Source organism: Boseongicola sp., from assembly GCF_057460485.1.
Genome location: NZ_JBVCWP010000019.1, coordinates 1 through 22,092, shown reverse-complemented (window position 1 = coordinate 22,092; position 22,092 = coordinate 1). Strand labels below are relative to the sequence as shown.

Annotated in this window: 22 protein-coding genes; 14 read left to right on the top strand and 8 right to left on the bottom strand. The window is 57.2% G+C overall.

Translation table 11 applies throughout. From position 1 onward, the window contains the following. Positions 1 to 11: 11 nt before the first annotated feature. The 4 genes from modA to AC221Y_RS04675 all read left to right on the top strand — a co-directional run bounded on the left by modA (position 12) and on the right by AC221Y_RS04675 (position 3,599). The gene (gene modA, locus AC221Y_RS04690) at positions 12 to 734 is read left to right on the top strand and encodes a molybdate ABC transporter substrate-binding protein (protein ID WP_486706863.1); all 723 of its coding nucleotides are present in this window, start codon (positions 12 to 14) and stop codon (positions 732 to 734) included. Continuing rightward, complete coding sequence (gene modB / locus AC221Y_RS04685; RefSeq protein WP_299750569.1) at positions 731 to 1,402, top strand: molybdate ABC transporter permease subunit; 672 nt, start codon at positions 731 to 733, stop codon at positions 1,400 to 1,402. Before modA ends, modB begins: the two co-directional genes overlap by 4 nt. Further along, complete coding sequence (locus AC221Y_RS04680; RefSeq protein ID WP_299750485.1) at positions 1,395 to 2,420, top strand: ATP-binding cassette domain-containing protein; 1,026 nt, start codon at positions 1,395 to 1,397, stop codon at positions 2,418 to 2,420. The genes modB and AC221Y_RS04680 overlap by 8 nt, the downstream gene beginning before the upstream one ends. Positions 2,421 to 3,014: 594 nt before the next feature. Continuing rightward, complete coding sequence (locus AC221Y_RS04675; RefSeq protein ID WP_486706862.1) at positions 3,015 to 3,599, top strand: Hint domain-containing protein; 585 nt, start codon at positions 3,015 to 3,017, stop codon at positions 3,597 to 3,599. Positions 3,600 to 3,608: 9 nt separating this feature from the next. On the opposite strand, the gene AC221Y_RS04670 is transcribed toward AC221Y_RS04675, so the two are convergent. The 5 genes from AC221Y_RS04670 to AC221Y_RS04650 all read right to left on the bottom strand — a co-directional run bounded on the left by AC221Y_RS04670 (position 3,609) and on the right by AC221Y_RS04650 (position 8,964). Beyond that, on the bottom strand, positions 3,609 to 4,913 hold the full coding sequence (locus AC221Y_RS04670; RefSeq protein ID WP_299750491.1) for a branched-chain amino acid ABC transporter permease: 1,305 nt from the start codon (positions 4,911 to 4,913) through the stop codon (positions 3,609 to 3,611). Further along, complete coding sequence (locus AC221Y_RS04665) at positions 4,910 to 5,920, bottom strand: branched-chain amino acid ABC transporter permease (RefSeq protein ID WP_486706868.1); 1,011 nt, start codon at positions 5,918 to 5,920, stop codon at positions 4,910 to 4,912. Before AC221Y_RS04665 ends, AC221Y_RS04670 begins: the two co-directional genes overlap by 4 nt. Before the next feature lie 108 nt (positions 5,921 to 6,028). Further along, complete coding sequence (locus AC221Y_RS04660) at positions 6,029 to 6,862, bottom strand: ABC transporter ATP-binding protein (RefSeq protein WP_299750493.1); 834 nt, start codon at positions 6,860 to 6,862, stop codon at positions 6,029 to 6,031. Then, complete coding sequence (locus AC221Y_RS04655; protein ID WP_486706861.1) at positions 6,859 to 7,647, bottom strand: ABC transporter ATP-binding protein; 789 nt, start codon at positions 7,645 to 7,647, stop codon at positions 6,859 to 6,861. Before AC221Y_RS04655 ends, AC221Y_RS04660 begins: the two co-directional genes overlap by 4 nt. A 123-nt stretch (positions 7,648 to 7,770) precedes the next feature. Then, on the bottom strand, positions 7,771 to 8,964 hold the full coding sequence (locus tag AC221Y_RS04650) for an ABC transporter substrate-binding protein (protein ID WP_299750499.1): 1,194 nt from the start codon (positions 8,962 to 8,964) through the stop codon (positions 7,771 to 7,773). A 166-nt stretch (positions 8,965 to 9,130) separates the two neighbouring features. Here AC221Y_RS04650 and AC221Y_RS04645 point away from each other — a divergent pair, with 166 nt between their 5' ends. Then, the gene (locus AC221Y_RS04645; protein ID WP_299750503.1) at positions 9,131 to 10,216 is read left to right on the top strand and encodes a PQQ-dependent sugar dehydrogenase; all 1,086 of its coding nucleotides are present in this window, start codon (positions 9,131 to 9,133) and stop codon (positions 10,214 to 10,216) included. Positions 10,217 to 10,295: 79 nt separating this feature from the next. Here AC221Y_RS04645 and AC221Y_RS04640 read toward each other — a convergent pair whose 3' ends face one another. Then, entirely contained in the window at positions 10,296 to 11,303 is a 1,008-nt protein-coding gene (locus AC221Y_RS04640; protein ID WP_299750506.1) for a GlxA family transcriptional regulator, read from the bottom strand. 196 nt (positions 11,304 to 11,499) lie between these two features. On the opposite strand from AC221Y_RS04640, the gene AC221Y_RS04635 reads away from it, so the two are divergent. Next, positions 11,500 to 12,870 (top strand): class II 3-deoxy-7-phosphoheptulonate synthase, encoded by a 1,371-nt coding sequence (locus tag AC221Y_RS04635; RefSeq protein ID WP_486706860.1) that lies wholly within the window; start codon positions 11,500 to 11,502, stop codon positions 12,868 to 12,870. A 68-nt stretch (positions 12,871 to 12,938) separates the two neighbouring features. Here the strand turns inward: AC221Y_RS04635 and AC221Y_RS04630 are convergent, their stop codons facing one another. Both AC221Y_RS04630 and AC221Y_RS04625 read right to left on the bottom strand, forming a co-directional pair. After that, a complete protein-coding gene (locus AC221Y_RS04630; RefSeq protein WP_299750573.1) occupies positions 12,939 to 13,394 on the bottom strand; it encodes a PAS domain-containing protein in 456 nt (151 codons plus the stop codon). Next, a complete protein-coding gene (locus tag AC221Y_RS04625) occupies positions 13,316 to 13,546 on the bottom strand; it encodes a PAS domain-containing protein (protein WP_486706859.1) in 231 nt (76 codons plus the stop codon). Before AC221Y_RS04625 ends, AC221Y_RS04630 begins: the two co-directional genes overlap by 79 nt. 268 nt (positions 13,547 to 13,814) lie before the next feature. On the opposite strand from AC221Y_RS04625, the gene AC221Y_RS04620 reads away from it, so the two are divergent. The 8 genes from AC221Y_RS04620 to AC221Y_RS04585 form a co-directional block, all read left to right on the top strand. Next, positions 13,815 to 14,741: a YicC/YloC family endoribonuclease gene (locus tag AC221Y_RS04620; protein WP_299750512.1), complete on the top strand. Its 927-nt coding sequence runs from the start codon at positions 13,815 to 13,817 to the stop codon at positions 14,739 to 14,741. A 28-nt stretch (positions 14,742 to 14,769) separates the two neighbouring features. Next, entirely contained in the window at positions 14,770 to 15,411 is a 642-nt protein-coding gene (gmk, locus tag AC221Y_RS04615; protein ID WP_299750575.1) for a guanylate kinase, read from the top strand. Next, positions 15,408 to 15,938, top strand: a complete 531-nt coding sequence (locus tag AC221Y_RS04610) for a gamma carbonic anhydrase family protein (protein ID WP_299750515.1) — start codon at positions 15,408 to 15,410, stop codon at positions 15,936 to 15,938. The genes gmk and AC221Y_RS04610 overlap by 4 nt, the downstream gene beginning before the upstream one ends. Positions 15,939 to 15,959: 21 nt before the next feature. Further along, entirely contained in the window at positions 15,960 to 17,141 is a 1,182-nt protein-coding gene (locus AC221Y_RS04605; protein ID WP_299750516.1) for a trans-sulfuration enzyme family protein, read from the top strand. A gap of 633 nt (positions 17,142 to 17,774) precedes the next feature. Continuing rightward, positions 17,775 to 18,803: an ATP-binding protein gene (locus AC221Y_RS04600; RefSeq protein WP_486706858.1), complete on the top strand. Its 1,029-nt coding sequence runs from the start codon at positions 17,775 to 17,777 to the stop codon at positions 18,801 to 18,803. Positions 18,804 to 18,957: 154 nt separating this feature from the next. Next, the gene (locus AC221Y_RS04595) at positions 18,958 to 19,998 is read left to right on the top strand and encodes a substrate-binding domain-containing protein (protein ID WP_486706857.1); all 1,041 of its coding nucleotides are present in this window, start codon (positions 18,958 to 18,960) and stop codon (positions 19,996 to 19,998) included. 66 nt (positions 19,999 to 20,064) lie between these two features. Then, positions 20,065 to 21,540 carry a phosphate ABC transporter permease subunit PstC gene (gene pstC / locus AC221Y_RS04590; protein ID WP_299750565.1) on the top strand — a complete coding sequence of 492 codons (1,476 nt, stop codon included), beginning with the start codon at positions 20,065 to 20,067 and terminating at the stop codon, positions 21,538 to 21,540. Continuing rightward, positions 21,537 to 22,092 (top strand): DUF3333 domain-containing protein (locus AC221Y_RS04585; RefSeq protein ID WP_486706856.1); only part of this gene is annotated, 556 nt, incomplete at its 3' end. The genes pstC and AC221Y_RS04585, both read left to right, overlap by 4 nt.

Genomic DNA, 22,092 nt, shown 5'->3' with positions numbered 1-22,092 from the left:
CTGAAAGGCGCATGAGAACCATAGCTTTAGCCCTGTTTACTGTGGCCTTTGCGGCGCGCCCTGCCGTTTCGGAAGAGGTGCTCTTGGCCGTCGCGTCGAACTTTGTGACCGCGGCCGAGGTCCTGGCCGAGTCGTTTGAAGCCGAAACGGGGCACTCCGCGGTGGTCAGCCACGGCTCGACCGGCACGCTTTATGCACAGATCGTGTCAGGCGCGCCGTTTGATGTGTTGTTATCCGCAGATGCCGCACGGCCAGCGCTTTTGCGAGATAGTGGCCTTGCGACGGCGGTTAGAACCTATGCCCTGGGGCGTTTGGTTCTGGTGTCGGGCAGCCCGATCGATCTGGAAAACGCGGAGGCTGCTTTTGAGGGGCAGCGCGTCGCATTGGCGGATCCGCTTGTGGCACCGTACGGAGCAGCCGCGATTTCGGTGATGGAGAATCTGGAACTCGACACGGCCACATTTCAGCCGATTTTGGTGACCAATGTCGGACAAGTTGCGACCCTTTATGTGACGGGCAATGCGCAGCTGGCGTTTCTGGCCGAGGCGCAAGTGCCGTTCATTGGCAGGGCTGAGGTTACACGATTGGAGGGGCTTTACTCCCCGATCCAGCAGGATGCAGCGTTTTTGGCGCGCGCAGGCGATAACCCTGCGGCGGTGGCGTTTTGGGCGTTTTTGGCATCGGATGTGGCGGCGCAGTTGATTGTGGCCAACGGCTACGATCTGGCACAATGACGGTATGGCCTGCGATATGGTTGACGCTGAAGCTGGCTTTTGTGACGACCGCTATTTTGCTTGCCGTGGCGTTGCCTTTGGCGTGGTGGCTGACAACGACACGCTCGAAGGTGCGACCTGTTGTCGAAGCGATCACGACGCTGCCTTTGGTTTTGCCGCCGACTGTGCTTGGCTTTTATTTGTTGATCCTGATGAGCCCTACAGCGCCGTTTGGGGCGCTTTGGTTAAGCGTTACAGGCGACACGCTGACGTTTTCGTTCACCGGCTTGGTGATTGCGTCTTTGGTGTATTCGCTGCCGTTTGCGGTGCAGCCGTTGCAGACGGCGTTCGCGTCCGTGCCGCGGCCCACGATGGATGCGGCAAGGACGCTTGGTGCGACACCGCGGGATGCGTTCTTGACGATTGCTTTGCCGCTTGCGCGCCGGGGGTTTTTGACGGCCGGGGTTTTGACTTTTGCTCATACCGTGGGCGAGTTCGGAGTTGTGCTTATGGTCGGCGGAAACATTCCGGGGCGCACACGGGTGATTTCGATAGAGATTTTTACCGCTGTTGAGACCCTAGATTATGCCACTGCACATCTTTTGTCGCTTGGGCTTTTGGTGTTTTCGTTCTGCGTTTTGATGCTTGTCTATGTGTTCAACCGGCGGGGGGGCGTGCGCGTTGCCTGACCGCCTGCATTTCCGACTGAAGTTGAAGCGCGGGCGTTTGTTCACGCTGGACGTCGAGGAAAGCTTGCCGTTGCAAGGGGTGACCGCGATCACCGGACCGTCGGGCAGCGGGAAGACATCACTTTTGCGCGCGCTTGCGGGGTTGGACTTGGACGTTTCAGGCGAGCGGCGTGTGTCGTTTTGCAATGCCGACTGGGACGGGCCGGGGGGGCATTTGCCCGCCCATGAGCGGCGAATCGGCTTTGTCTTTCAGGACCCCAACCTGTTTCCGCATCTGAGCGTTGCGGGCAACATTGGTTATGGCGCCAAGCGGCGGCAGGTTACGTCGTTTGATGCGATTGTCGACGCGCTTGATCTGGGGCCTTTGCTGGACCGGGGGATCGAAGGGCTGTCGGGGGGCGAAGCGCGCCGTGTGGGCTTGGCACGAGCTTTGGCGTCCAATCCGGCAGTGCTGTTTCTGGATGAGCCGATGACCGGTCTGGACAGCCAGCGCAAGTCCGAGTTCCTGCCTTACATCGCGCGCGCGGTGTCGCAAGCGCGCGTGCCTGCCCTTTATGTGAGCCATGCCAGCGACGAGATCGTAACCCTTGCCGACCGCGTTCTGGAACTTGGCGCAGGTCATATCACGGGATGGCGCACGGCGCCTATGCGATTGAACGCGCATGTAGTGGCCGAGACCAGTCCCGGCGTGGAGGTGCGTCTTGACGGCGCCGATGCGGACGGGCCGGGGGCGTCGATCCCTTTGGCGTTGCGTGCCTTGCCAGGAGAAGCAATCGGGATAGGGCTTCCTGTCGAGAGCGTTCACTTCAGTTTGCATCATCCGGGCGCGGGCTCGGCCATTATGGTCTTGCCGGTGACTGTGACGCGGCCTGCGGGCGCACGAGGACAGGCGGTTATCGATGTGCTTGGACAGTCCGTCACGGTGCCAGGCGTGGTGCGCGTTCCGAATGCAACGACGCTTTGGATGTCGATTTTGCGCGTGCTTCCACGCCCTATGGCGGGCGATTCGCGAACATAAGCGGAATTCCGCCCATCAATGAGCCGCTTTGGTTTCTATTGGTGCTTTGACGAAAACACTGACTGACCCGGCCTTCGCGACATAATTGCGCCCAATTGGGGACATGACGGATTTGTGAGTGTTTCTAATAACGGGACAATCAAGCTGGTGACTGGGAAGGACTTTTTCGTAGGGGATCCGTGTAGCGTGTTCGTTCCCTTAAGTTTTCCAGCTCCGGACAGTGTTTCTGTTTTGACATCAATAGCTTGATACATTGCCTTAAGCGCGTGCCGCATTTCGGATCGCGCATTGTGTGGTGGCGCCCTGAGTGCCCCAATGTGGCCGTTTTTGCTTTGGTCTTCAGGGCGGAAAGGATAACTTTTCCTTACCTCGCTGGGGGGTAGTGATGCGGCATGGGGGTGCCGCGCATGGCTTGCAGGACGTTCCTGCAGGTTGGGTATCGAGTGCTGCCGGTTGGCGGCGGGGATCGGTGCTCCCTGTGTGATTATTCGCCCTGTTGCCGGGCACCACGGGGATACACGCATCGATTCCCGTCACTTAACTCAATCGGTTGTTGCGAAGACCTGAGGACACCCCTCAGCGAGGCTTCGTACAATGACGACTTCACCGATTACACCATGTTTTACGCCGGGCACGTTGATTGCCACGGATTGCGGTCCTGTGCCAGTCGAAGCGCTTCGCCAGGGGAACCGCATCGTTACGCGCGACAACGGCCTGCGCCGGGTGCATTGGACCGGCAGGCGCGATGTGGATTATTCGGAACTGGCATTTGAGCCCGAGTTGGCGCCGGTCCTTGTGCGAGCAGGGGCCTTAGGGAACGGCCGGCCATACCGCGATATGATGGTCAGCCCGTCGCACCGATTTCTGATCTCGCAGGAGCAGTCGTTTCTTGCGATTGACGGCGACGAGGCCTTGGTCGCGGCACGTCATCTTATGGACGGGCGCATGGTGCGGTCAGCGGCCACCTTGGGGGTGAGTTACATTCATCTCTTGTGCGATGCGCATCAGGTGATCCTGGCGGATGGGGCGTGGACCGAGACGTTTCACCCCGATGATCAGCTCATGCGGGCACTTGGAAATTCCCAGCGGCGTGAAATATTGGATCTGTTCCCCGAGGTCGAAACCATCGGGGCTGCAACGCGGTTTCCGGCCGCGCGGGATGTAATCAAAGGGCTTTGACGTCTTCGCTTAACGCTCGGGGATGAGGCCTCGGGGGCTGAAGCGCAGGACCAGAAGTAGGATCAGGCCCATCGTCAACAAGCGCATGTGTGCGGCACTTTCCAACAGGTGAGCTTTCAGCCAGTAGCCGTCGGCCATTCCGGAGGTAATGAATTGGATGAAGGTGAGGCCAAAGGGCTCCACCATGACCCAGAGGTACCAGATGAGAAAACCGCCAAGGACCGAACCGAAGTTGTTCCCCGAGCCTCCGACGATGACCATGACCCAGATGAGAAACGTGAAGCGCAGCGGCTGGTAGGTCCCGGGTGTGAGTTGTCCGTCGAGCGTGGCCATCATCGCGCCTGCAAGTCCGCAAACGGCCGAGCCAAGGATGAAGATTTGCAGGTGCCGCGCGGTGACGTCCTTGCCCATGGCTTCGGCCGCGTCTTCATTGTCGCGGATAGCGCGCATCATGCGGCCCCACGGCGAAGCAAGAGCGGCCTGTGACAGCCACAACAGGATGATCAGGACGGTGATAAACAGGCCGGAGTAGGCGAGTTTTACGGTGATCGAAGACGCTGTGACGGGATCAAAGCCCCACGAGGTCATGCGCTCGACGAAGAAGGGATCGTTTTGCAGGTCGATCTCGTAGGGGACAGGGCGCGGAATGCCGATTACGTTTTTTACGCCGCGGCTGAGCCAATCTTCGTTCTTCATCATTGCAATGACGATCTCGGCAATGCCAAGGGTCGCGATTGCGAGGTAATCTGAGCGCAGACCAAGGGCGGTCTTGCCGATTAGCCATGCAGCACCGGCAGCGAAAAGCGCACCGACGGGCCATGAGAAAAGCACGGGAAGTCCGAGGCCACCGAGGTAGCCTGTTGCGGCTGGATTGACCTTTTCGATGGCGGCTGTCGCGGGATCCAGTACCGCTCGGTAGATGAAAAATCCGACAATAAGGATCGCAAGGACGACAAAAACTTTGGTGCGTCCCTTGGGCAATCGGCGCATGGCCTGATGGGCAGCGATGACTGTGGCTATGCCGAGGAGTAAAGCGGCGATAACGCGTAGGCCACCGGCGGCCCAGGCCTCGCTCACGGGGGGCATGGCGACAAGGACGGCGCCGAGACCGCCCAGGGCGACGAAGCCCATGACGCCGATATTAAACAGGCCCGCGTAGCCCCATTGCATGTTCACCCCAAGCGCCATGATGGCCGAGATCAGACCCATGTTGACGATGCCGAGCGCGACGTTCCAGCTTTGGAAAAAGCCGGTCGCGGCGATCAGGCCAAAGACCACGAAAAACAGGATGATGTCGCGTGGAAGAAGGGTCATATCGATTTCCCCTGAAAGAGACCGGTCGGCTTGAACAACAGGACGATGACAAGAATCGCGAAGCTGACGGCGAACTTATAATCGGTCGATAGAAGCTGGACGAGGCTGTTGGGCTCCCATGCTTCAGGCAGAAGGTATCCAGCGACCTTTTTGAAGGCGTAGGTGACGGTGACTTCTGAAAACGCGATGACGAAGCCGCCCGCGATGGCACCAAGGGGATTCCCCAGGCCTCCGACGATTGCTGAGGCGAAGATCGGCAGAAGAAGTGAGAAATAAGTAAATGGTTTGAAGGACTTATCGAGACCATAGAGGACGCCTGCGGTGGTGGCAAGGGCTGCAACGATGATCCATGTGATCATCACCACGCGTTCCGGGTTGATGCCTGAAAGCAGGGCGAGGTCTTCATTGTCGGAGAACGCGCGCATAGATTTTCCGGTGCGCGTTTTGTTCAGGAACCAGAACAACAATAACACTACGATAATGGCGACAACGACCGTTAGGGCAGCGGTGGATTTGATTGCAAGGCCTTCGCTGAGACCCGTCTTTTCCTTGAAATCGCGCGCTGTAATGATGAACCGTGCGCCATCTGCGAAGCGTTGATCGTCGGGGCCGATAATGAAACGAACAAGGCCGTTCATGATGAACATAACACCCATCGACACGATCACAAGTATCACCGGGGCTGCCTTTTGTTCGCGGTAGAATTTGTAGACCAGCCTATCCGTTGCTAGCACCAAAAGCGCTGTTCCTGCGATCCCGATGGGCAGGGCTAGGAGCGCTGTCGGGAAGACACCAAGGTTAATTCCGAGGCTTTGCAGACCCCATGTCGCAAGGATTGTTACCATCGCACCAAACGCCATCGTGTCGCCGTGGGCGAAGTTAGAAAACCGCAGGATGCCGTAGATCAACGTCACGCCAAGTGCGCCTAGCGCAAGCTGGCTGCCATAGACGATGGCAGGGACAATGACAAAGTTGGCAAGGGCCACAATTGCGTTCAACAGGTCGATCATATAGCTTCCGTTCCGGTCGCGTTGTTCAGAAAGTATAGGCCACGCGGTGCGATATCACGCCGAGATGGCTTCACGAGGTTGAGGGGATGATCTGGATTTGCATCACTACCCCCCAAGGAATGAGCGGCGGACTTCTGGATCATCGAGGAGGGCTTTTCCGGTGTCTGTGAACGCATTGCGTCCCTGCACCAAAACGTAGCCTTTATCGGCGATCTCAAGCGCCTGCCGCGCGTTTTGCTCGACCATCAGGATCGAAATGCCCGTGTGGGCCACCTCGATAATCCGGTCAAAAAGTTCATCCATAACGATAGGGCTGACGCCCGCTGTCGGTTCGTCCAGCATCAGGACTTTGGGTTTGGTCATCAACGCGCGGCCCACGGCCACTTGCTGGCGCTGGCCGCCGGACAATTCGCCTGCGGGCTGAAGCCGTTTTTCGCGCAGGATGGGGAACAGATCATAGACCTGTTCCATCGTTGTCGCGATATCGTCCCGGCGTAGGAAGGCCCCCATTTCAAGGTTCTCTTCGACAGTCATCGACGTGAAGATGTTCGAGGTTTGCGGCACGAAGGCCATGCCTTTGGCGACGCGGGCTTGCGGTGTGAGGCGGGTGATGTCTTCGCCGTCAAGACGAACAGCGCCTTCGCGGACGTTCAGCATTCCAAAGACGGCTTTCATCGCAGTGGATTTGCCCGCGCCGTTCGGGCCAACGATCACGGCAATCTGGCCCTTGTCGACGGAGATGGTGCAGCCGTGAAGGATGTCCGCGCCGGTGCCGTAGCCGCCGGTCATGTCGTCCCCGATAAGAAAGGGCTGGCCTTCGCGCGTGCCGGGACGCCCTTCGGTTTCGCTGCCGTAGGATTTCAACGTGCCAGGGGGCTTTGGATTGGCGATGGACTTGTCTTTGTTGCCACGCGCGTTCTGATAAGGGTTGTCGCTCACGCGCCGGCCTCTGCTTTGACTTTGTTTTTGAGGCCTGTGCCAAGGTAAGCCTCGATGACTTGTTCGTTGGATTTGATCTCTGCCATTGTTCCTTCGGCCAGGACTTTTCCTTCGGCCATGACGATGATGGGATCACAAAGGCGGCCAATGAAATTCATGTCATGTTCGATGACACAGAAGGTATAGCCGCGTTCTTCGTTGAGACGCTTGATGGCGTCCGCGATGGTATTGAGAAGGGTGCGGTTCACGCCTGCGCCGACCTCGTCCAAAAAGACAATCTTGGCGTCGACCATCATGGTCCGCCCAAGTTCAAGTAGCTTCTTCTGGCCACCCGAAAGGTTGCCTGCTTTCTCGTTTTTCAGATGATCAATGGTAAGAAATTGAAGGACTTCATCGGCCTTCTTCACAAGGGCTTTCTCGTCTTCGATAATCTGCTTTCGGCCAAGCCAGGCATTCCAGATAGTCTCGCCGGATTGGTTGCCGGGCACCATCATCAGGTTTTCGCAAACTGTCATTGAAGAGAATTCATGGGCGATCTGAAAAGTGCGAAGAAGCCCTTTGCGGAATAGCTCGTGTGGGGGCAAGCCAGTGATGTCTTCGCCATCCATGTAAACGCGCCCAGACGTCGGGGGTAGGCGGCCTGCAATCACATTGAAAAGTGTGGTCTTTCCCGCTCCATTCGGACCAATCAGTCCGGTGATGGAACCTTTCTTGATCTCCAGCGTTGACCCGTCGACCGCATGAAAGCCGCCAAAGTGTTTGTGAAGGTCGTCAACGACGATCATGTTTCTTTTCCCATGCCCGAACGCTGCCCTTTTCTATCCCGTCCAGGTGGATTCATCCGGGCGGGTGTTAAGTATTTATGAAACGGCCCGGGGGTTGACCGGGCCGTTTCATGCTTTTTCAGATCAGCGATACTTCGCGGTGACTTCTGCGCCGCCTTCGTAGTTGATCTGGCGGTAGTTGCCGGCACTTTCGCCCGGTCCGATCAATTCGACCGCCGACGCGCCGACGTAGTCGATTTCGCCGCCATTCGCGAGGATCTCTAGCGCCTTGCCGAGCTCGCCCGGGAAGATTTGCTCGCCCGGTGCGTTCGCGACGTTCATGACTTCGTTCTTGAACTCGGCCGAGTCAGACGAACCAGCCGCTTGCATGGCAAGCATGATAAGCGCCGCGGCGTCATAGCTTTCGGGTGAGAACGGTCCACTTGGGTTGAACGCATCACCTACTAGATCGACATACATCTTCGATCCTGGACTATCGGTGCCTGGAATGTTGCCGGTCGAGCCATCAATTTCTGAACCAAAGTTGGAGACCAGAGTATCGCTGACCATACCGTCTGGGAAGTGAAACGTGTCGAAGGCGCCAGAGTCAAGCGCAGCTCGAACTATACCTGTACCGCCGCCGTCAACATAGCCAGCAACGACGAGACGCTCGCCACCGGCTGACGCCAAGGCGCCGACTTCTGCGGTGTAGTCTGCTTTGCCGTCTTCATGGGCTGCGTTGATCGTGACCGTGCCGCCTGCTTCTTCGTAGGCAGCCTGGATCGCGTCGGCAAGACCCTTGCCGTAATCGTTGTTGGTATAGGTAACGGCAACTTCTCCAACGCCCTCTTCAAGCAGAATGTCGGTGATAACCTGACCCTGACGCGCATCGGAAGGGGCTGTGCGGAAGAACAGACCGTTGTCTTCTGCGGTCGTAAGACCTGGCGATGTGGCCGATGGCGATAACATCACGATGCCGTTTGGGATCGCAACGTTTTGCAGAATGGCACCTGTCACGCCAGAACAATCCGCACCCATGATCGCATTTACGCCATCGCTGGTAACAAGACGTTCTGCGGCAGCGGTGGCTGCGCCGGCGTCAATACAAGTCGAATCCGCTCGCACAGGCGTGACGGTCGCGCCACCAAGCAGTTTGCCCGATGCATTCACTTCGCTGATTGCCAGTTCTGCGCCATCCCCCATGTCCGGTGTTATCGATTCAAGCGGGCCCGTGAAGCCGAGGATGATACCGATTTTGATCTCTTCGGCGTGAGCGTCTGCAAAGGCGGAGCCCGCACACAGTGCGGTCGCGGCCGAAGCCATTAGTAGTTTTTTCATTTTTTTATCTCCCTGATGAGAACTATTGTTCCGAAAAAGACAATAGGGAAGAAAATCATAATGAAAAGGGGCACACCTAAGACTTCCGTGACGTAAAACCTGTGCGTGAAATTTGGTTTCTCCACACTAGCTGTTTATCTTTGTTGAAATAAAGGAGACGTCCACCATGGTCAGGTTCGTAGCTATCCTCGCCGTCTGTTGCGTTGGTACGGCCGGTGCCGCGTTTGACACGTCGTCGGGGCAAGTGCGTGTCGCGCCGATTGTGAATGGTCTGGATGAGCCATGGTCGTTCGGATTTCTGCCCGATGGGCGGCTGCTGATTACAGAACGCGAAGGCATTTTGCTGCTGGTCGATGACGACATAACACAGGTAGCAGGACTGCCAGAAATTGCGGATGTCGGGCAGGGCGGTCTTCTGGATATTCTGATCCCGCGCGATTTTGCACAACGTCGTGAGATTTTCATGAGCTATGCCAAGCCGCAGGGACGGGGTGCGGGCACGGCGCTTATGCGCGCGCGTCTTTCCAAGGACGGCGGTCGTTTGTCTGAAGTAACGACTATCTTCGAGATCGAGCCCAGCACATCGGGTGGTCAACACTTCGGATCGCGCATTGTCGAAGCGCCGGATGGAACGCTCTTTTTAACTATCGGTGATCGCGGCGCGCGCGATACGGCGCAGGATTTGTCGATCGAGACCGGATCGGTCGTGCGGGTGAACCGTGACGGCTCGGTGCCTAGGGACAATCCGTTTGTGGGTCAGGACGGTGCACAGCCTGAAATCTGGAGCTTTGGCCATCGCAACCCGCAAGGCGCAGCACTTGATCTTGCCGGTAACCTTTTGGTTGTCGAGCACGGGGCACGTGGCGGCGACGAAGTAAACAGGGTGAAAAAGGGAGCGAATTTCGGCTGGCCGGTGATTTCATACGGACAGCATTATTCCGGTCGGTCAATCGGCGAGGGCACGGCCAAGGACGGATTGCAGCAGCCGGATTTTTTTTGGGATCCGTCGATGGCGCCTTCGGGAATGATGATTTATTCCGGTGCGCTTTGGCCGGAATGGCGCGGTGACATCTTTGTTGGATCGCTGAAATTCGACTATATTTCACGGCTGGACGGCACCCCCATGACAGAGGTCGAACAACTCACCGGCGACGAAACCCTCCGGGTCCGTGATGTGCGCGAGGGTCCAAACGGTGGAATTTGGTTTCTAAGTGTTGGCAATGGCACTCTTTATCGCATGACCCCAAACTGAACGAAGGTCTTTGGATCCCGAAAATCCCCGCCGGAAGCAAGTAAATTATCCCATCGCGTCGAAAGCCGAGGGCTTTGAACTAGACCGAAAGCCGTGCGGCCTGCGCACCGCGTTCGCGGTAGGGTGTGGTGTCGTACTGCGCGCGGTAGCATTTTGAAAAATGCGAAGGCGAGGCAAAGCCGCAGGCAAGGGCGACGTTGATCACGCTCATATCAGTTTGCATCAAAAGGTTGCGCGCCTTTTGCAGCCTTAGTTCCATATAGTAACGCTTTGGGCTGCGGTTTAGATATCGACGAAACAGTCGTTCCAACTGGCGCGTCGACATGCCGACATCTTTGGCAAGTATGGACGGGCTGATGGGTTCCTCGATATTGGCTTCCATCATCTGGATGACGGCCGATAGCTTCGGATGACGCACGCCGATGCGGGTGGGGACAGACAGACGCTGCGTGTCCTGATCCGTGCGGATCGTCGTATAGATCAACTGGTCTGCCACGGCGCTCGCAAGGGTCTCGCCGTGATCGTCGGCGATGAACTTCAGCATCAGGTCGATCGACGCCGTGCCACCCGCGGTGGTAAATGTGCTGCCGTCGACCACGAAAACGGATTTGGTTAGAGTGACGTCTTCAAACTCTTCGACGAAGCTGTCCTGATTTTCCCAATGTATCGTCGCGCGCTTGCCGTCTAAGAGGCCCGCCTTGGCCAGCGAGTATCCCGCCGTGCACAGACCGCCCATTTTGGCACCACGTCGCGCTTCGCGCCGAACCCAGTTCAACAGCTTTTTGGTTGTCGCATTTGCAACATCGATGCCGCCACACAGCACCACGGTGTCGTCGCGGCCGACTTCAACAAAATCGCTATCCAGACGAAAGGCTGTGCCGGCAGAGCAACAAGCCGTATCGCCGCCTTCGCCAATTATGCTCCATTCATAAAGCGGTTTGCCGGACATACGGTTGGCAATGCGGAGACTTTCAACCGCGCAGGCGAAGCAAAGCAGGGTAAACTGATCAAGAAGGACGAACACAAAACGGCGCGGCTTGTCCCCGGTGCTTTGGATGTCAATTGTCTGGACTGCGGCATCGCCCATTTGTGGTTCCCATCGCATGTATTCTACCACCGAAACACCATTTCAGAGGGCGCGGCAAGGGACGCTGGTCGCGTTTTCCGACAGGATTTGTCGCGAACAGGGCTCGCTCGGCGGCAAATCCCGGTTTTCAACCCCTCGCTGCTGCCCTATAAGCCATTCTCGCAATGTGGATATTGTTGTTTTCGAGGACGAACAGATGAGCGATTGGCAGAAAACCGGATGGCGCGCAAAACCCCGGGTGCAAATGCCTGATTATATGGACGCGGGCGCTTTGGCTGAGGTTGAGGCGCGTCTTGGGTCGTATCCGCCGCTTGTCTTTGCGGGCGAAGCGCGCCGTTTGAAGCGTGAATTGGGCGCGGCTGCGCGTGGTGAGGCATTCCTTTTGCAAGGCGGCGACTGCGCCGAGAGCTTTGCCGAATTTTCAGCTGACAACATTCGCGACACGTTCAAAGTCATGTTGCAGATGGCGATGGTTCTGACTTACGGCGCGAAGGTGCCTGTGGTGAAGGTTGGCCGGATGGCGGGGCAGTTTGCTAAGCCACGCTCGGCCCCGACCGAGGTGAAGAACGGCGTTGAGCTTCCGTCCTACCGTGGTGATATCGTCAACGAGCTGGAATTTTCCGAAACGGCACGCCGTCCTAGCCCAGACAAGATGCTGCGCGCTTACACGCAGGCGGCGGCGACTCTGAACCTTTTGCGCGCGTTTTCAACCGGTGGTTTCGCCGACATTCACCACGTCCACAGCTGGACGCTTGGCTTCGCCGAAGGTGTCGATGCCGAGCGCTATCGCGATATGGCTAATCGCATTCAGGACACCATCGACTTCATGGCTGCTGCTGGTCTGACGGCTCAGACGAACCACGAATTAAGCCAGGTCGATTTCTACACAAGCCACGAAGCTTTGCTTTTGGAATACGAGGAGGCTTTGACGCGGATCGATTCCACGTCCGGCCAGTGGCTGGCGGGGTCGGGTCATATGATCTGGATCGGCGACCGCACGCGTCAGCCAGACGGCGCGCATGTGGAATTTGCCAGCGGTGTTCAGAATCCGATCGGACTGAAGTGTGGTCCGACCACAACAGCTGAGGATCTGAAGATCCTGATGACCAAGCTGAATCCGACCAATGAGGATGGGCGTCTGACACTGATTGCGCGTTTTGGTGCGGGTAGCGTGGGCGATCACTTGCCGCGTCTGTTGAAGACGGTGAAGGAAGAGGGCGCGAACGTGCTTTGGTCCTGTGATCCGATGCATGGTAACACGATCAAGTCGTCGACGGGCTATAAAACGCGACCCTTTGAAAGCGTTCTTCGAGAAGTGCGTGAGTTCTTTCAGGTGCATGGCGCCGAGGGCACTGTTCCGGGTGGCGTGCATTTCGAGATGACTGGGCAAGACGTGACCGAATGTACGGGTGGTGTGCGTGCTGTTAGCGACGAGGACTTGTCCGACCGTTACCACACAGCGTGCGATCCGCGTCTGAACGCGTCGCAAGCGTTGGAGCTTGCCTTCCTTGTGGCCGAGGAACTTAGCGCTCGGCGCGCAAGCGCGATGTCGGCAGCTGTTGGCTGAAACGTCACTCATAAATGCAAGAAAGGCCCGCCAGTTAAGCGGGCCTTTTTCATTCTGGTTCGGTGTGATCATTCCTGATCAATAAATGTGTTGTCGGTGACAAGGCGCAGATGTGCACCCTTTTCTTGGGGGGAAATTGTGCGTTTTGCAGGGTACGGAGCGTCTGGCTTTTCAGGGGACGATGCCAGCGGTGTGCACTGAATGCGGTTTTGATCGTCGGTTTCGGAAGCCTGGCGCAATTGAGTGACGTCGTGGTCGGCAAAACCCACCAGACCGCATCTGCTTTGGCCGGTGATCTGAAGCTTGCGGGCGCTGCGGCCGATGTCGCCGGACATCACGACGACGCCAAGTGCGCGACTGATCTCGCCTAGGTCACTTCGCAAAGGCAATAACACCATGTCACCAGTAAGCTCGGCCCGTCCAAATCCTTTAGCTGCGCCTAGTTTCATCCCCACGACTGATGGATCATCAAAATCAGACTGGATGGCGTCCGACAGCTTCTCGCGCGAGGCTGGTTTGAAAATTTCGAAGCCGGAAGGCCACGTACTTCTTTCCCCATTAGATCCGTCAGATATGAGCCCGCAAGGCGGATCCGCGCCAGCCCGGTCGAGATACTATCAAGAACATACACATGCGCCAAAGAGCCTTGCAGAAATTGCGGAGAAATTCGCTTCATTTGGGCGCAAGGCGTCCTACTCGCATGTCTTCCCAGCGTGCTTCTCGCTGCGCCAGAATGGGCCCCACATTGCGCCCTAATCGCCGTAAATTCTACAACCTGATCGCCGTTTTGATTGTCGCCACCACTACCTTTATCGCGATATGCCATCTTCCACGCTTTCCCGGAGCGCGTATTGTTCGCTCCGACCCTCTCTGTTACCCACAATTCGACGATGTCAGGAAGTGCGGGTCGGTTCCGCCTCTTTCTTACCAAAAGGTTAATGGCGATGGCTGAGGCACAAGACAGCGGCGAGTCGGTCGGGCTTCGCTCGATGACGGGCTTTGGTCCGCTGAATGGCGCGTTCGCGGACTGGTCTTTCAGTGGCGACGTGCGGGCCGTGAACGGGCGCGGGCTTGATATGCGGTTTCGGGCGCCGGACTGGATTGAGGGGCTTGAGCCAATCCTGCGCAAGGCGGTACAGGCGCGTGTGTTGCGCGGTAGTGTGACGGTGTCGATCCGGTTGCAGCGCGAAGAGGCAGTGCCTGAGTTGCGTCTGAACGAGGCCCAGTTTGCCGCGACCCTTGAGCTGTTGACCCATATCGAAGCCGGTGCGTCGGCGTATGGTCTGGCGTTGGTGCCAACCAAAGCAAGTGACATCGCAGCCATGCGCGGCGTGGTCGAGCAACGCGAGGGAGGCAATGGTGACACTGGCGCGTTGCGGGCCGCGATTGCTGCAGCCTTTGATGCCGCATTGCAGGCCTTTGACGCAGATCGCGCCCGCGAGGGTGCGGCTTTGAGCGATGTGTTGTTTAAGCAATTGGACGAGGTCGAACGTTTGCGCACAATAGCGTTGACGGCTGCGGGCGTGCGGGCAGATGCGGCGCGGGCGGGGCTGGAGCGCAATCTGGCCAGGCTTTTGGAGGCAACGGAGGTGCCGGACGAAACGCGGCTGGCACAGGAGTTGGCGCTGATTGCAGTAAAGACGGATATCACCGAGGAACTGGACCGGTTGACAGCGCATGTGGCGGCGGCGCGGTCTTTGCTGGTTACGCAAGGCCCCGTCGGGCGCAAGCTTGATTTCCTGATGCAGGAGTTCAACCGCGAGGCAAACACGTTGTGTTCCAAGGCTCAGTCAACCGAGATGACGGCCATCGGGCTTGACCTGAAAGCGGTCATCGACCAGATGCGCGAGCAGGTTCAGAATATCGAATGAAGGGGCAGGGATGACAGACAGGATTGTTATGGCTCGGCGGGGGCTTCTGATCATTCTGTCCTCGCCTTCGGGTGCGGGGAAGTCGACATTAGCGGGCCGATTGCGAGAATGGGACACGGATATCCGGTTTTCTGTTTCGGCCACCACGCGGGTAGCACGAACCGGCGAGCAGGACGGGCGCGAGTATACTTTCGTAGAAGAAGCCGCCTTTAGGGCAATGGTGCGAGACAACGAGATGCTGGAGCATGCTTTCGTGTTCGGCAACTTTTATGGCTCGCCGCGTCGTCCTGTGCAGGCCGCAATCGAGGCCGGGGCGGATGTGCTTTTTGACATTGATTGGCAGGGCGCGCAGCAAATTGCGAATTCGCCGCTAGCGCCGCATGTTTTGTCGATCTTCCTTTTGCCTCCGTCGATCACTGAACTTCAGCGGCGCCTGGAAACGCGCGGGCAGGACGATGCAGATGTGATTGCCAAAAGGATGACGCGCAGTTGGGACGAGATTTCGCACTGGGACAGTTATGACTATGTGCTGGTGAACGATAGTCTTGATGCGACCGAAGAACGCCTTCATACGATCATCACAGCTGAACGTCTGCGGCGCACGCAGCAGCCCGGATTGATGGGCCATGTGCGCAAGTTACAGCACGAGTTTGAGGACAGCGCATCTTGACTTTGTATGCTTTGGACAATGTATCGCCGGTGTTGCCGGAAGATGCCGACTTCTGGGTTGCGCCTGATGCCAATGTTATCGGGGATGTGGTGATCGAAAGCGGAGTGTCGATCTGGTTTGGCGCCACGCTTCGCGGAGATACCGAGCGGCTTCGCGTGGGAGCGGGAAGCAACATTCAGGAAAACACTGTTGTGCATGCGGATCCGGGTTTTCCGGTGGTGATTGGTGCGAACTGCACGATTGGCCACAAGGCTATGATCCATGGCTGCGAGATTGGTGATGGATCATTGATCGGGATGGGGGCCACGGTTTTGAATGGCGCGAAGATTGGCAAGGGTTGCTTGATCGGCGCAGGCGCGCTTGTGACCGAGGGCAAGGTTATTCCCGACGGCAGTCTTGTGATGGGGATGCCGGGGAAGGTGGTGCGCGACCTGGACGCGGATGCGCAGGCCACTCTTTTGGTTTCGGCCGAGAATTACCGCAAACGGATGCGGCGGTACCGGGCTGGTCTGACGCCTCTGGATTAAGAAATACATAGGAGATCGGCCATGTCTGACACACCGTCAAAGCCCTTTCGCACGCCTTGGCCGGGAAGCGTAAGCCGCCCCGTCGTCAATCCTTTGCAGCCGTCTGTTGTCTATGCCTCTGGCGATCCGGACGAGTTGGACTCGCAGTACGAAGGCGGTGCGAAGGGCTATACCTATGCCCGCGAGGGTCATCCGAACGCGGAAGTTCTGGGGCAAATGATAGACGCCATGGAAGGCGCGTCCGGCGGTGTCGTGACCGGCTCGGGCATGGGCGCTGTGACGGTGGCGTTGCTTGGTTCAGCGAGCGCGGGCGATCATGTGCTTGGGGCGGATCAGCTTTATGGGCGATCGCTTCGGCTGATGACTGAGGAATTGCCGCGCTTTGGGATTGCGACGTCTCTGGCGAATCCGACGGATGTTGTGGCCTTTGAGGCGGCGATCCGGCCCGAGACGAAGTTAATTCTGATCGAAACAGTGTCGAACCCGACCCTTCGGGTGGCGGATGTTGACGGGATTATCGCTCTGGCCAAGGAGCGCGGGATACTTGTGGCGATTGACAACACGTTTCCAACGCCGCGCGGATGTCGGCCTTTGTCGCGGGGGGCGGATATTGTCATCCATTCGGTGACCAAGTTGATGGCGGGACATTCGGATGCAACCCTTGGATATGTCGCGACCAGAGATCCGGCACTTTCGGCGCGGTTTTTGACGCTTGCGGTCAGCATGGGATTTACCGCGTCACCGTTTGATTGCTGGCTGGCCGAGCGCGGGCTTTATTCGTTCGATTTGAGGTATGATCGCTGCACTGCAACTGCGGCACGGCTTGGGGATGCTCTTGGGGTTTTACCGGGGGTGGTGCGTGTTCTATACCCCACACGGCACGATCATCCCGATCACAATCGCAGCGCGACGCTGCTTGGCGGTGAGGGTGGGCATATGGTGAGTTTTGAGATCGAAGGCGGGCGGGAGGCCGCCAACGCATTTGTGCGTAACGCCGAGGGGCTGAACTTTGCGCCGACCCTTGGCGATGTCGCTACGACGATCAGCCATCCCGCGACGTCCTCGCACCGTGCACTAACGCCTCAGGCGCGGGCAGAGATCGGAATTTCGGAAGGCTTCTTCAGGATTTCAGTCGGCTGCGAACCGGCCGACGCGCTTATCGCGACTTTTGAGAAAGCCATACGCGCCGCCATCGCGGTCTGATCATCACTCGATCAGGATGCCAAAGTCGAGTCCTGGGTAAAGGCGTTTGATCTCGCGTTCGGCATTTTCGGACTCGGAAGTTCACGGGATAGAGCCCGATACTTACCTTTGTATCCATGGCTGCCTAGAATCTGCGCAAGGTCGTTGCAGTCAAAACGTCTGGAAAGCGCGGGCGATATCACGACTGTCGGCCAAAGGTGTTCAAGTAAGCCATCCGCGACCTCGCAATCGCCACGAACTGAGCGCTCGAGATCTGGGGGAACTGGTGGCCGCTTTGCAGCCATTCTTCAGGTTCGACCACAGCCAGTATAGCAACTGTCTGATCACCCAAGCCGCTAAGTGACGCGGCATCTAGGCGGCTTAATTTTAAAGGTTAAGAGCTCATGCTTTTTTACCCGTTGTTTTGCCAACTCAGTTATTGAAAACATTCGTCCTGCATTTTTTCCCTGTTCACGATAATCAAGATAAAACCTTGTTGGAGGAAAGAAATACCTCAGGGGGAGGAAATCATGAAGGTACCCGTTTAAGTTGTATACTTGATCAAACTCCGGCTTTACAAACTAAAATCAGACCGTGACAAGCCACTAGAAGCCGGAAATTTAAGCGTTTTTTGATCTGGATAGGGGAATTGCCATGCAAGAGTTTGTCGATGCCTTGCCGCTTCCGGCGATTGTTGTTGGACGCGACGAGCGGCTTTTGGCGGCGAATGCGCAGGCGATCCAATTGTTCGGACGCGGGGTTCTGGGGCGACATTACATAACCTCATTCCGCCAGCCTGTTTTGCTGGACGCGATCGAGCAGGTCATGTCGGATGGTAAATCCAGACAAGCACGTTACCTTTCGACCGAAGCGCGGCGCGACAAGACTTGGGCAGTGCATCTTGCGATGATGGGGGCGGATCGCCCTATGCTTATCACCTTCGAGGATCAAACGGCGACGGAAGAAGCCGGGACGATGCGCCGGGATTTCGTGGCCAATGTCAGCCATGAGTTGCGCACGCCTTTGACGGCGCTGATCGGTTTTATCGAAACACTCCGCGGTGCCGCAAAGAACGATCCGGCAGCACAGGCGCGGTTCCTTGAGATCATGGACCGCGAGGCGGTGCGGATGAACCGGTTGGTTGAAGACTTGATGTCTCTGAACCGGGTAGAGGCAACCGAGCGCATTCGACCCTTGGATCTTGTTGATCTGACATCGATTGCGCGATCCGTCATTCACGCCCTAGAGCCACTGGCAGCCGAGCGCGGCATGACGATCGTGCACGAGAACCTTGAAGATGCCGCGCGGCTTCCGGGCGATGCGGATCAATTGGCGCAAGTCATCACCAACCTTGTCGAGAACGCGTTGAAGTATTCGGGGTTTGGCAAGAAGGTGACCTTGCGCATGGAGACGGTCGACAATCATCCAATGACTCGCGGGCCTTCGGCGAGCTTGTCGGTGATTGATACCGGGGATGGCTTTAATCCTGAGTTGATTCCGCGCCTGACCGAGCGATTCTACCGAATCGATAATCATAGATCGCGCGAACTTGGGGGGACGGGTCTTGGCTTGGCTATTGTGAAGCACATTATTAACCGCCATCGCGGTCGACTGCGGATTGAAAGCGCTCCGGGCCAAGGTTCTGTTTTTACCGTCATTTTACCGACTAAAGTGTCGATCTGAGCAGACCTCGCAGCGGTTTTTTGACCCTGTTTTTAGATAAATTTTGGACTTCATAAAACTGTTACACAACTGTCGCAAAAGCTTCAGCAGCACCCCATAGAACGGCGCCAAGGCCGCGTGGGGCGGTCCGGAACTTTCTTAAGGAGAAAAGCCCATGCTGAATGCGAAGCTTACAGTTTCGACTATCGCAATTCTTACAGTCTCTGCGACTGCCGCTGCTGCCCGTGATCAGGTGCAAGTCGCCGGATCCTCGACCGTGCTTCCATACGCTTCGATCGTCGCCGAATCTTTCGGTGAGAACTTTGATTTCCCAACACCGGTTGTTGAATCCGGTGGCTCGTCCGCAGGCCTCAAGCGCTTCTGCGAAGGCGTTGGCGAAAATACAATCGATATCGCAAACGCATCGCGCAAAATTCGCGAAGGCGAAGTTGCAGCTTGTGCAGATGCCGGCGTGACCGACATAATCGAAGTGCGCATCGGCTATGATGGCATCGTGTTCGCCAGCCAGATCGACGGTCCAGCTTATACAGCTTTCACTGAAGATCATTGGTACATGGCGCTTGCCGAGCAGGTCTTTATGGACGGCGAAATCACAGCGAACCCGTTCACAATGTGGAACGAGATCGACCCGAGCCTGCCAGCCGCTGAAATTCAGGCGTTCATTCCCGGCACCAAGCACGGAACACGCGAAGTGTTCGAGGAAAAGGTGCTTTTGGTTGGCTGTGACAACTCCGGCGCCATTGGAGGCATGATATTAGCAGGCATGAGCGAAGATGACGCGGAAGACGCGTGCATGAACGTGCGCACTGACGGCCGCTCGGTCGATATCGACGGCGACTACACCGAGACATTGGCGCGTATCGACGCCAACTCGAACGGTGTGGGCGTGTTTGGGCTCGCGTTTTATGAGAACAACACCGACAAGCTGAAGGTTGCGACAATGTCCGGCATCGCGCCTTCGACAGAGACGATCTCAACTGGTGAGTACCCTGTGTCGCGTCCTTTGTACTTCTACATCAAAGCCGCACACATCGGCGTCATCCCAGGCCTCAAAGAGTTCGCATCGTTCTTCGTTGCCGACGAGATTGCTGGTCCGGACGGCCCGCTTGCTGAGTACGGTCTGGTATCCGATCCGGTTCTGGTGGAAACACAGATCATGATCGAAGCCGAAGAGACCATGGGCTGGGGCAGCTAACTTGATAAAGCTACCGGGGGAGGGCTCTTTTGTGCCCTCTCCCTTTTTTCCTGACCCGAGGGCGTCATGCCGCTAATCTGGCTAATTGCAATCATTTTCGCACTGGCGGTTCTTGGCTTTGTCATGGGACGCGGACGCGCTGTGGCCTCGGCTGGTGGGGACACGCGCGGGCTACATTCCCTGCCATCGTACTACGGTTGGAACGTGGCGTTGACGGTGATGACCCCGGCGTTTGGATTGCTTGCCCTGTGGCTGCTCATCCAGCCCATGTGGATTGAGAGCCGGGTTTCGGCGCAACTGCCCGAAAATGCAATTTCGGAAACCTCGACGCGCGAGCTTGTTATGAGCGATGTGCGTCGTGTGGCGGAAGGCCTTGAGGCGATTAATGCGCCTTTTGGTGGGGCTGATCCTGTCGTCAATGATGCCTATTTGGCGGACCTGCGAGAGCAAATAGGCTCTGTTGGCGTTGCCCTTGGCTCCGACATTACCGTCGGTGTCTACGACGCCGCTCGGTCGTTCCGCACGCTGTCCGGATGGGGCGGCACCGCGATGTCTGTTGTCGCATTTCTGACCGCACTGGGCGGATTTTCTGTGTCGTACATGGTGACGAATAAGGACTTCCGCGCGCGCAATACGGTCGAGCGTAGAATTTTGTTGGTACTGATTGCCGCCGCATCCATCGCCATTTTGACAACATTGGGTCTGGTTCTCTCAATGTTGTTTGAGGCGCGCAACTTCTTTGCGGCGCATCCGTGGCAGGACTTCTTTTTCGGCACAAAATGGGCACCAGATTTCCGGGGCAATTCGGAATTGGCCATTCTACCTTTGCTTTGGGGCACGTTGTATATCTCGGTCATAGCGCTTTTGGTGGCAGTACCTGTGGGTTTGTTCGCCGCGATATTTCTGTCCGAATACGCGTCAATTCGGGTGCGGTCTTTGACAAAACCCGCGATCGAGGTTTTGGCCGGTATCCCGACGATTGTGTATGGCTTGTTCGCGCTGATCACCGTTGGACCGATGCTTCGGGACTACTTTGCTTTGCCACTGGGGCTTGGGCAAAGTTCGTCTTCGGTGATAACGGCCGGTTTGGTCATGGGCATTATGTTGATCCCGTTTGTGTCTTCGTTGTCTGACGACATTATTAATGCGGTGCCGCAGTCGATGCGTGATGGATCCTACGCGCTGGGAGCGACGCAATCCGAGACGATCCGTCAGGTCGTTGTGCCGGCAGCCTTGCCGGGGATTGTGGGCGCAGTTTTGTTGGCGGCGTCGCGCGCAATTGGCGAGACGATGATTGTTGTGCTTGGGGCAGGGGCCGCGGCAGCGCAGTTTGATCGGGGCTTGGGTGAACTTGTGAACCCGTTTCAGGCCATGACTACGATCACTGTAAAGATTGTCAGTCAGTTGACCGGAGATACCGATTTTTCGTCCCCTGAGACGCTTGTGGCCTTTGCGCTTGGGCTGTCGCTGTTCACCATCACGCTTGGATTGAACGTGCTCGCGCTTTGGATTGTGCGCAGGTATCGGGAGCAATACGAATGACCGATATAATTGCAGAACCGGAAGGGGGCGACCGCCGCAAAGGCTCGCTTTTGGCGCAGGATACGCGGACGCAAAAGCGCAATGCCGCTGAACGCCGGTTCCAGATTTATGGGATGGTCGCGGTAAGCATTGCGGTGCTGGCGCTGGTGTTTTTGCTCACGTCGATTGTAAGTAACGGTATAGGGTCATTTAGCCAGACATTCATTTCGCTGGATGTGGTCTTGGCCGAAGACAAGCTTGATAAGACGGGCAGCCGGGACCGCACCGAAATGGCGAAAGTCTCAACCTTTGGCTATGCACCGTTGATCAAGGCGGCGATTGAGGACCGGATTGCCGCCGAAGGGATCGAAATTGAGGGGCTGACGAAGCCCGACGCCGTGATCTCGAAGGAGGCAGCTGCGCAGTTGCGGAACTTTGTTCTGGCAAACACGGATCGAGTCGGAGACACGGTAGAGTTCAAGTTCCTCGCCTCGGGCCGGATCGATGGGTACTACAAGGGCCGCGTGACAATGGCCTCGGCCGCACTCGATCGTAATATCTCGCCCGAGCAGT

Bases quoted from the DNA above. Each gene is read 5' to 3' on its own strand.
- AC221Y_RS04635 (WP_486706860.1), top strand. From the start codon at position 11,500: ATGAGCGATTGGCAGAAAACCGGATGGCGCGCAAAACCCCGGGTGCAA.
- AC221Y_RS04640 (WP_299750506.1), bottom strand. From the start codon at position 11,303: ATGGGCGATGCCGCAGTCCAGACAATTGACATCCAAAGCACCGGGGAC.
- modB (WP_299750569.1), top strand. From the start codon at position 731: ATGACGGTATGGCCTGCGATATGGTTGACGCTGAAGCTGGCTTTTGTG.
- AC221Y_RS04645 (WP_299750503.1), top strand. From the start codon at position 9,131: ATGGTCAGGTTCGTAGCTATCCTCGCCGTCTGTTGCGTTGGTACGGCC.
- modA (WP_486706863.1), top strand. From the start codon at position 12: ATGAGAACCATAGCTTTAGCCCTGTTTACTGTGGCCTTTGCGGCGCGC.
- pstC (WP_299750565.1), top strand. From the start codon at position 20,065: ATGCCGCTAATCTGGCTAATTGCAATCATTTTCGCACTGGCGGTTCTT.
- AC221Y_RS04655 (WP_486706861.1), bottom strand. From the start codon at position 7,647: ATGATCGTCGTTGACGACCTTCACAAACACTTTGGCGGCTTTCATGCG.
- AC221Y_RS04650 (WP_299750499.1), bottom strand. From the start codon at position 8,964: ATGAAAAAACTACTAATGGCTTCGGCCGCGACCGCACTGTGTGCGGGC.
- AC221Y_RS04625 (WP_486706859.1), bottom strand. From the start codon at position 13,546: ATGAAGCGAATTTCTCCGCAATTTCTGCAAGGCTCTTTGGCGCATGTG.
- AC221Y_RS04605 (WP_299750516.1), top strand. From the start codon at position 15,960: ATGTCTGACACACCGTCAAAGCCCTTTCGCACGCCTTGGCCGGGAAGC.
- AC221Y_RS04620 (WP_299750512.1), top strand. From the start codon at position 13,815: ATGGCTGAGGCACAAGACAGCGGCGAGTCGGTCGGGCTTCGCTCGATG.
- AC221Y_RS04595 (WP_486706857.1), top strand. From the start codon at position 18,958: ATGCTGAATGCGAAGCTTACAGTTTCGACTATCGCAATTCTTACAGTC.
- gmk (WP_299750575.1), top strand. From the start codon at position 14,770: ATGGCTCGGCGGGGGCTTCTGATCATTCTGTCCTCGCCTTCGGGTGCG.
- AC221Y_RS04670 (WP_299750491.1), bottom strand. From the start codon at position 4,913: ATGACCCTTCTTCCACGCGACATCATCCTGTTTTTCGTGGTCTTTGGC.
- AC221Y_RS04675 (WP_486706862.1), top strand. From the start codon at position 3,015: ATGACGACTTCACCGATTACACCATGTTTTACGCCGGGCACGTTGATT.
- AC221Y_RS04600 (WP_486706858.1), top strand. From the start codon at position 17,775: ATGCAAGAGTTTGTCGATGCCTTGCCGCTTCCGGCGATTGTTGTTGGA.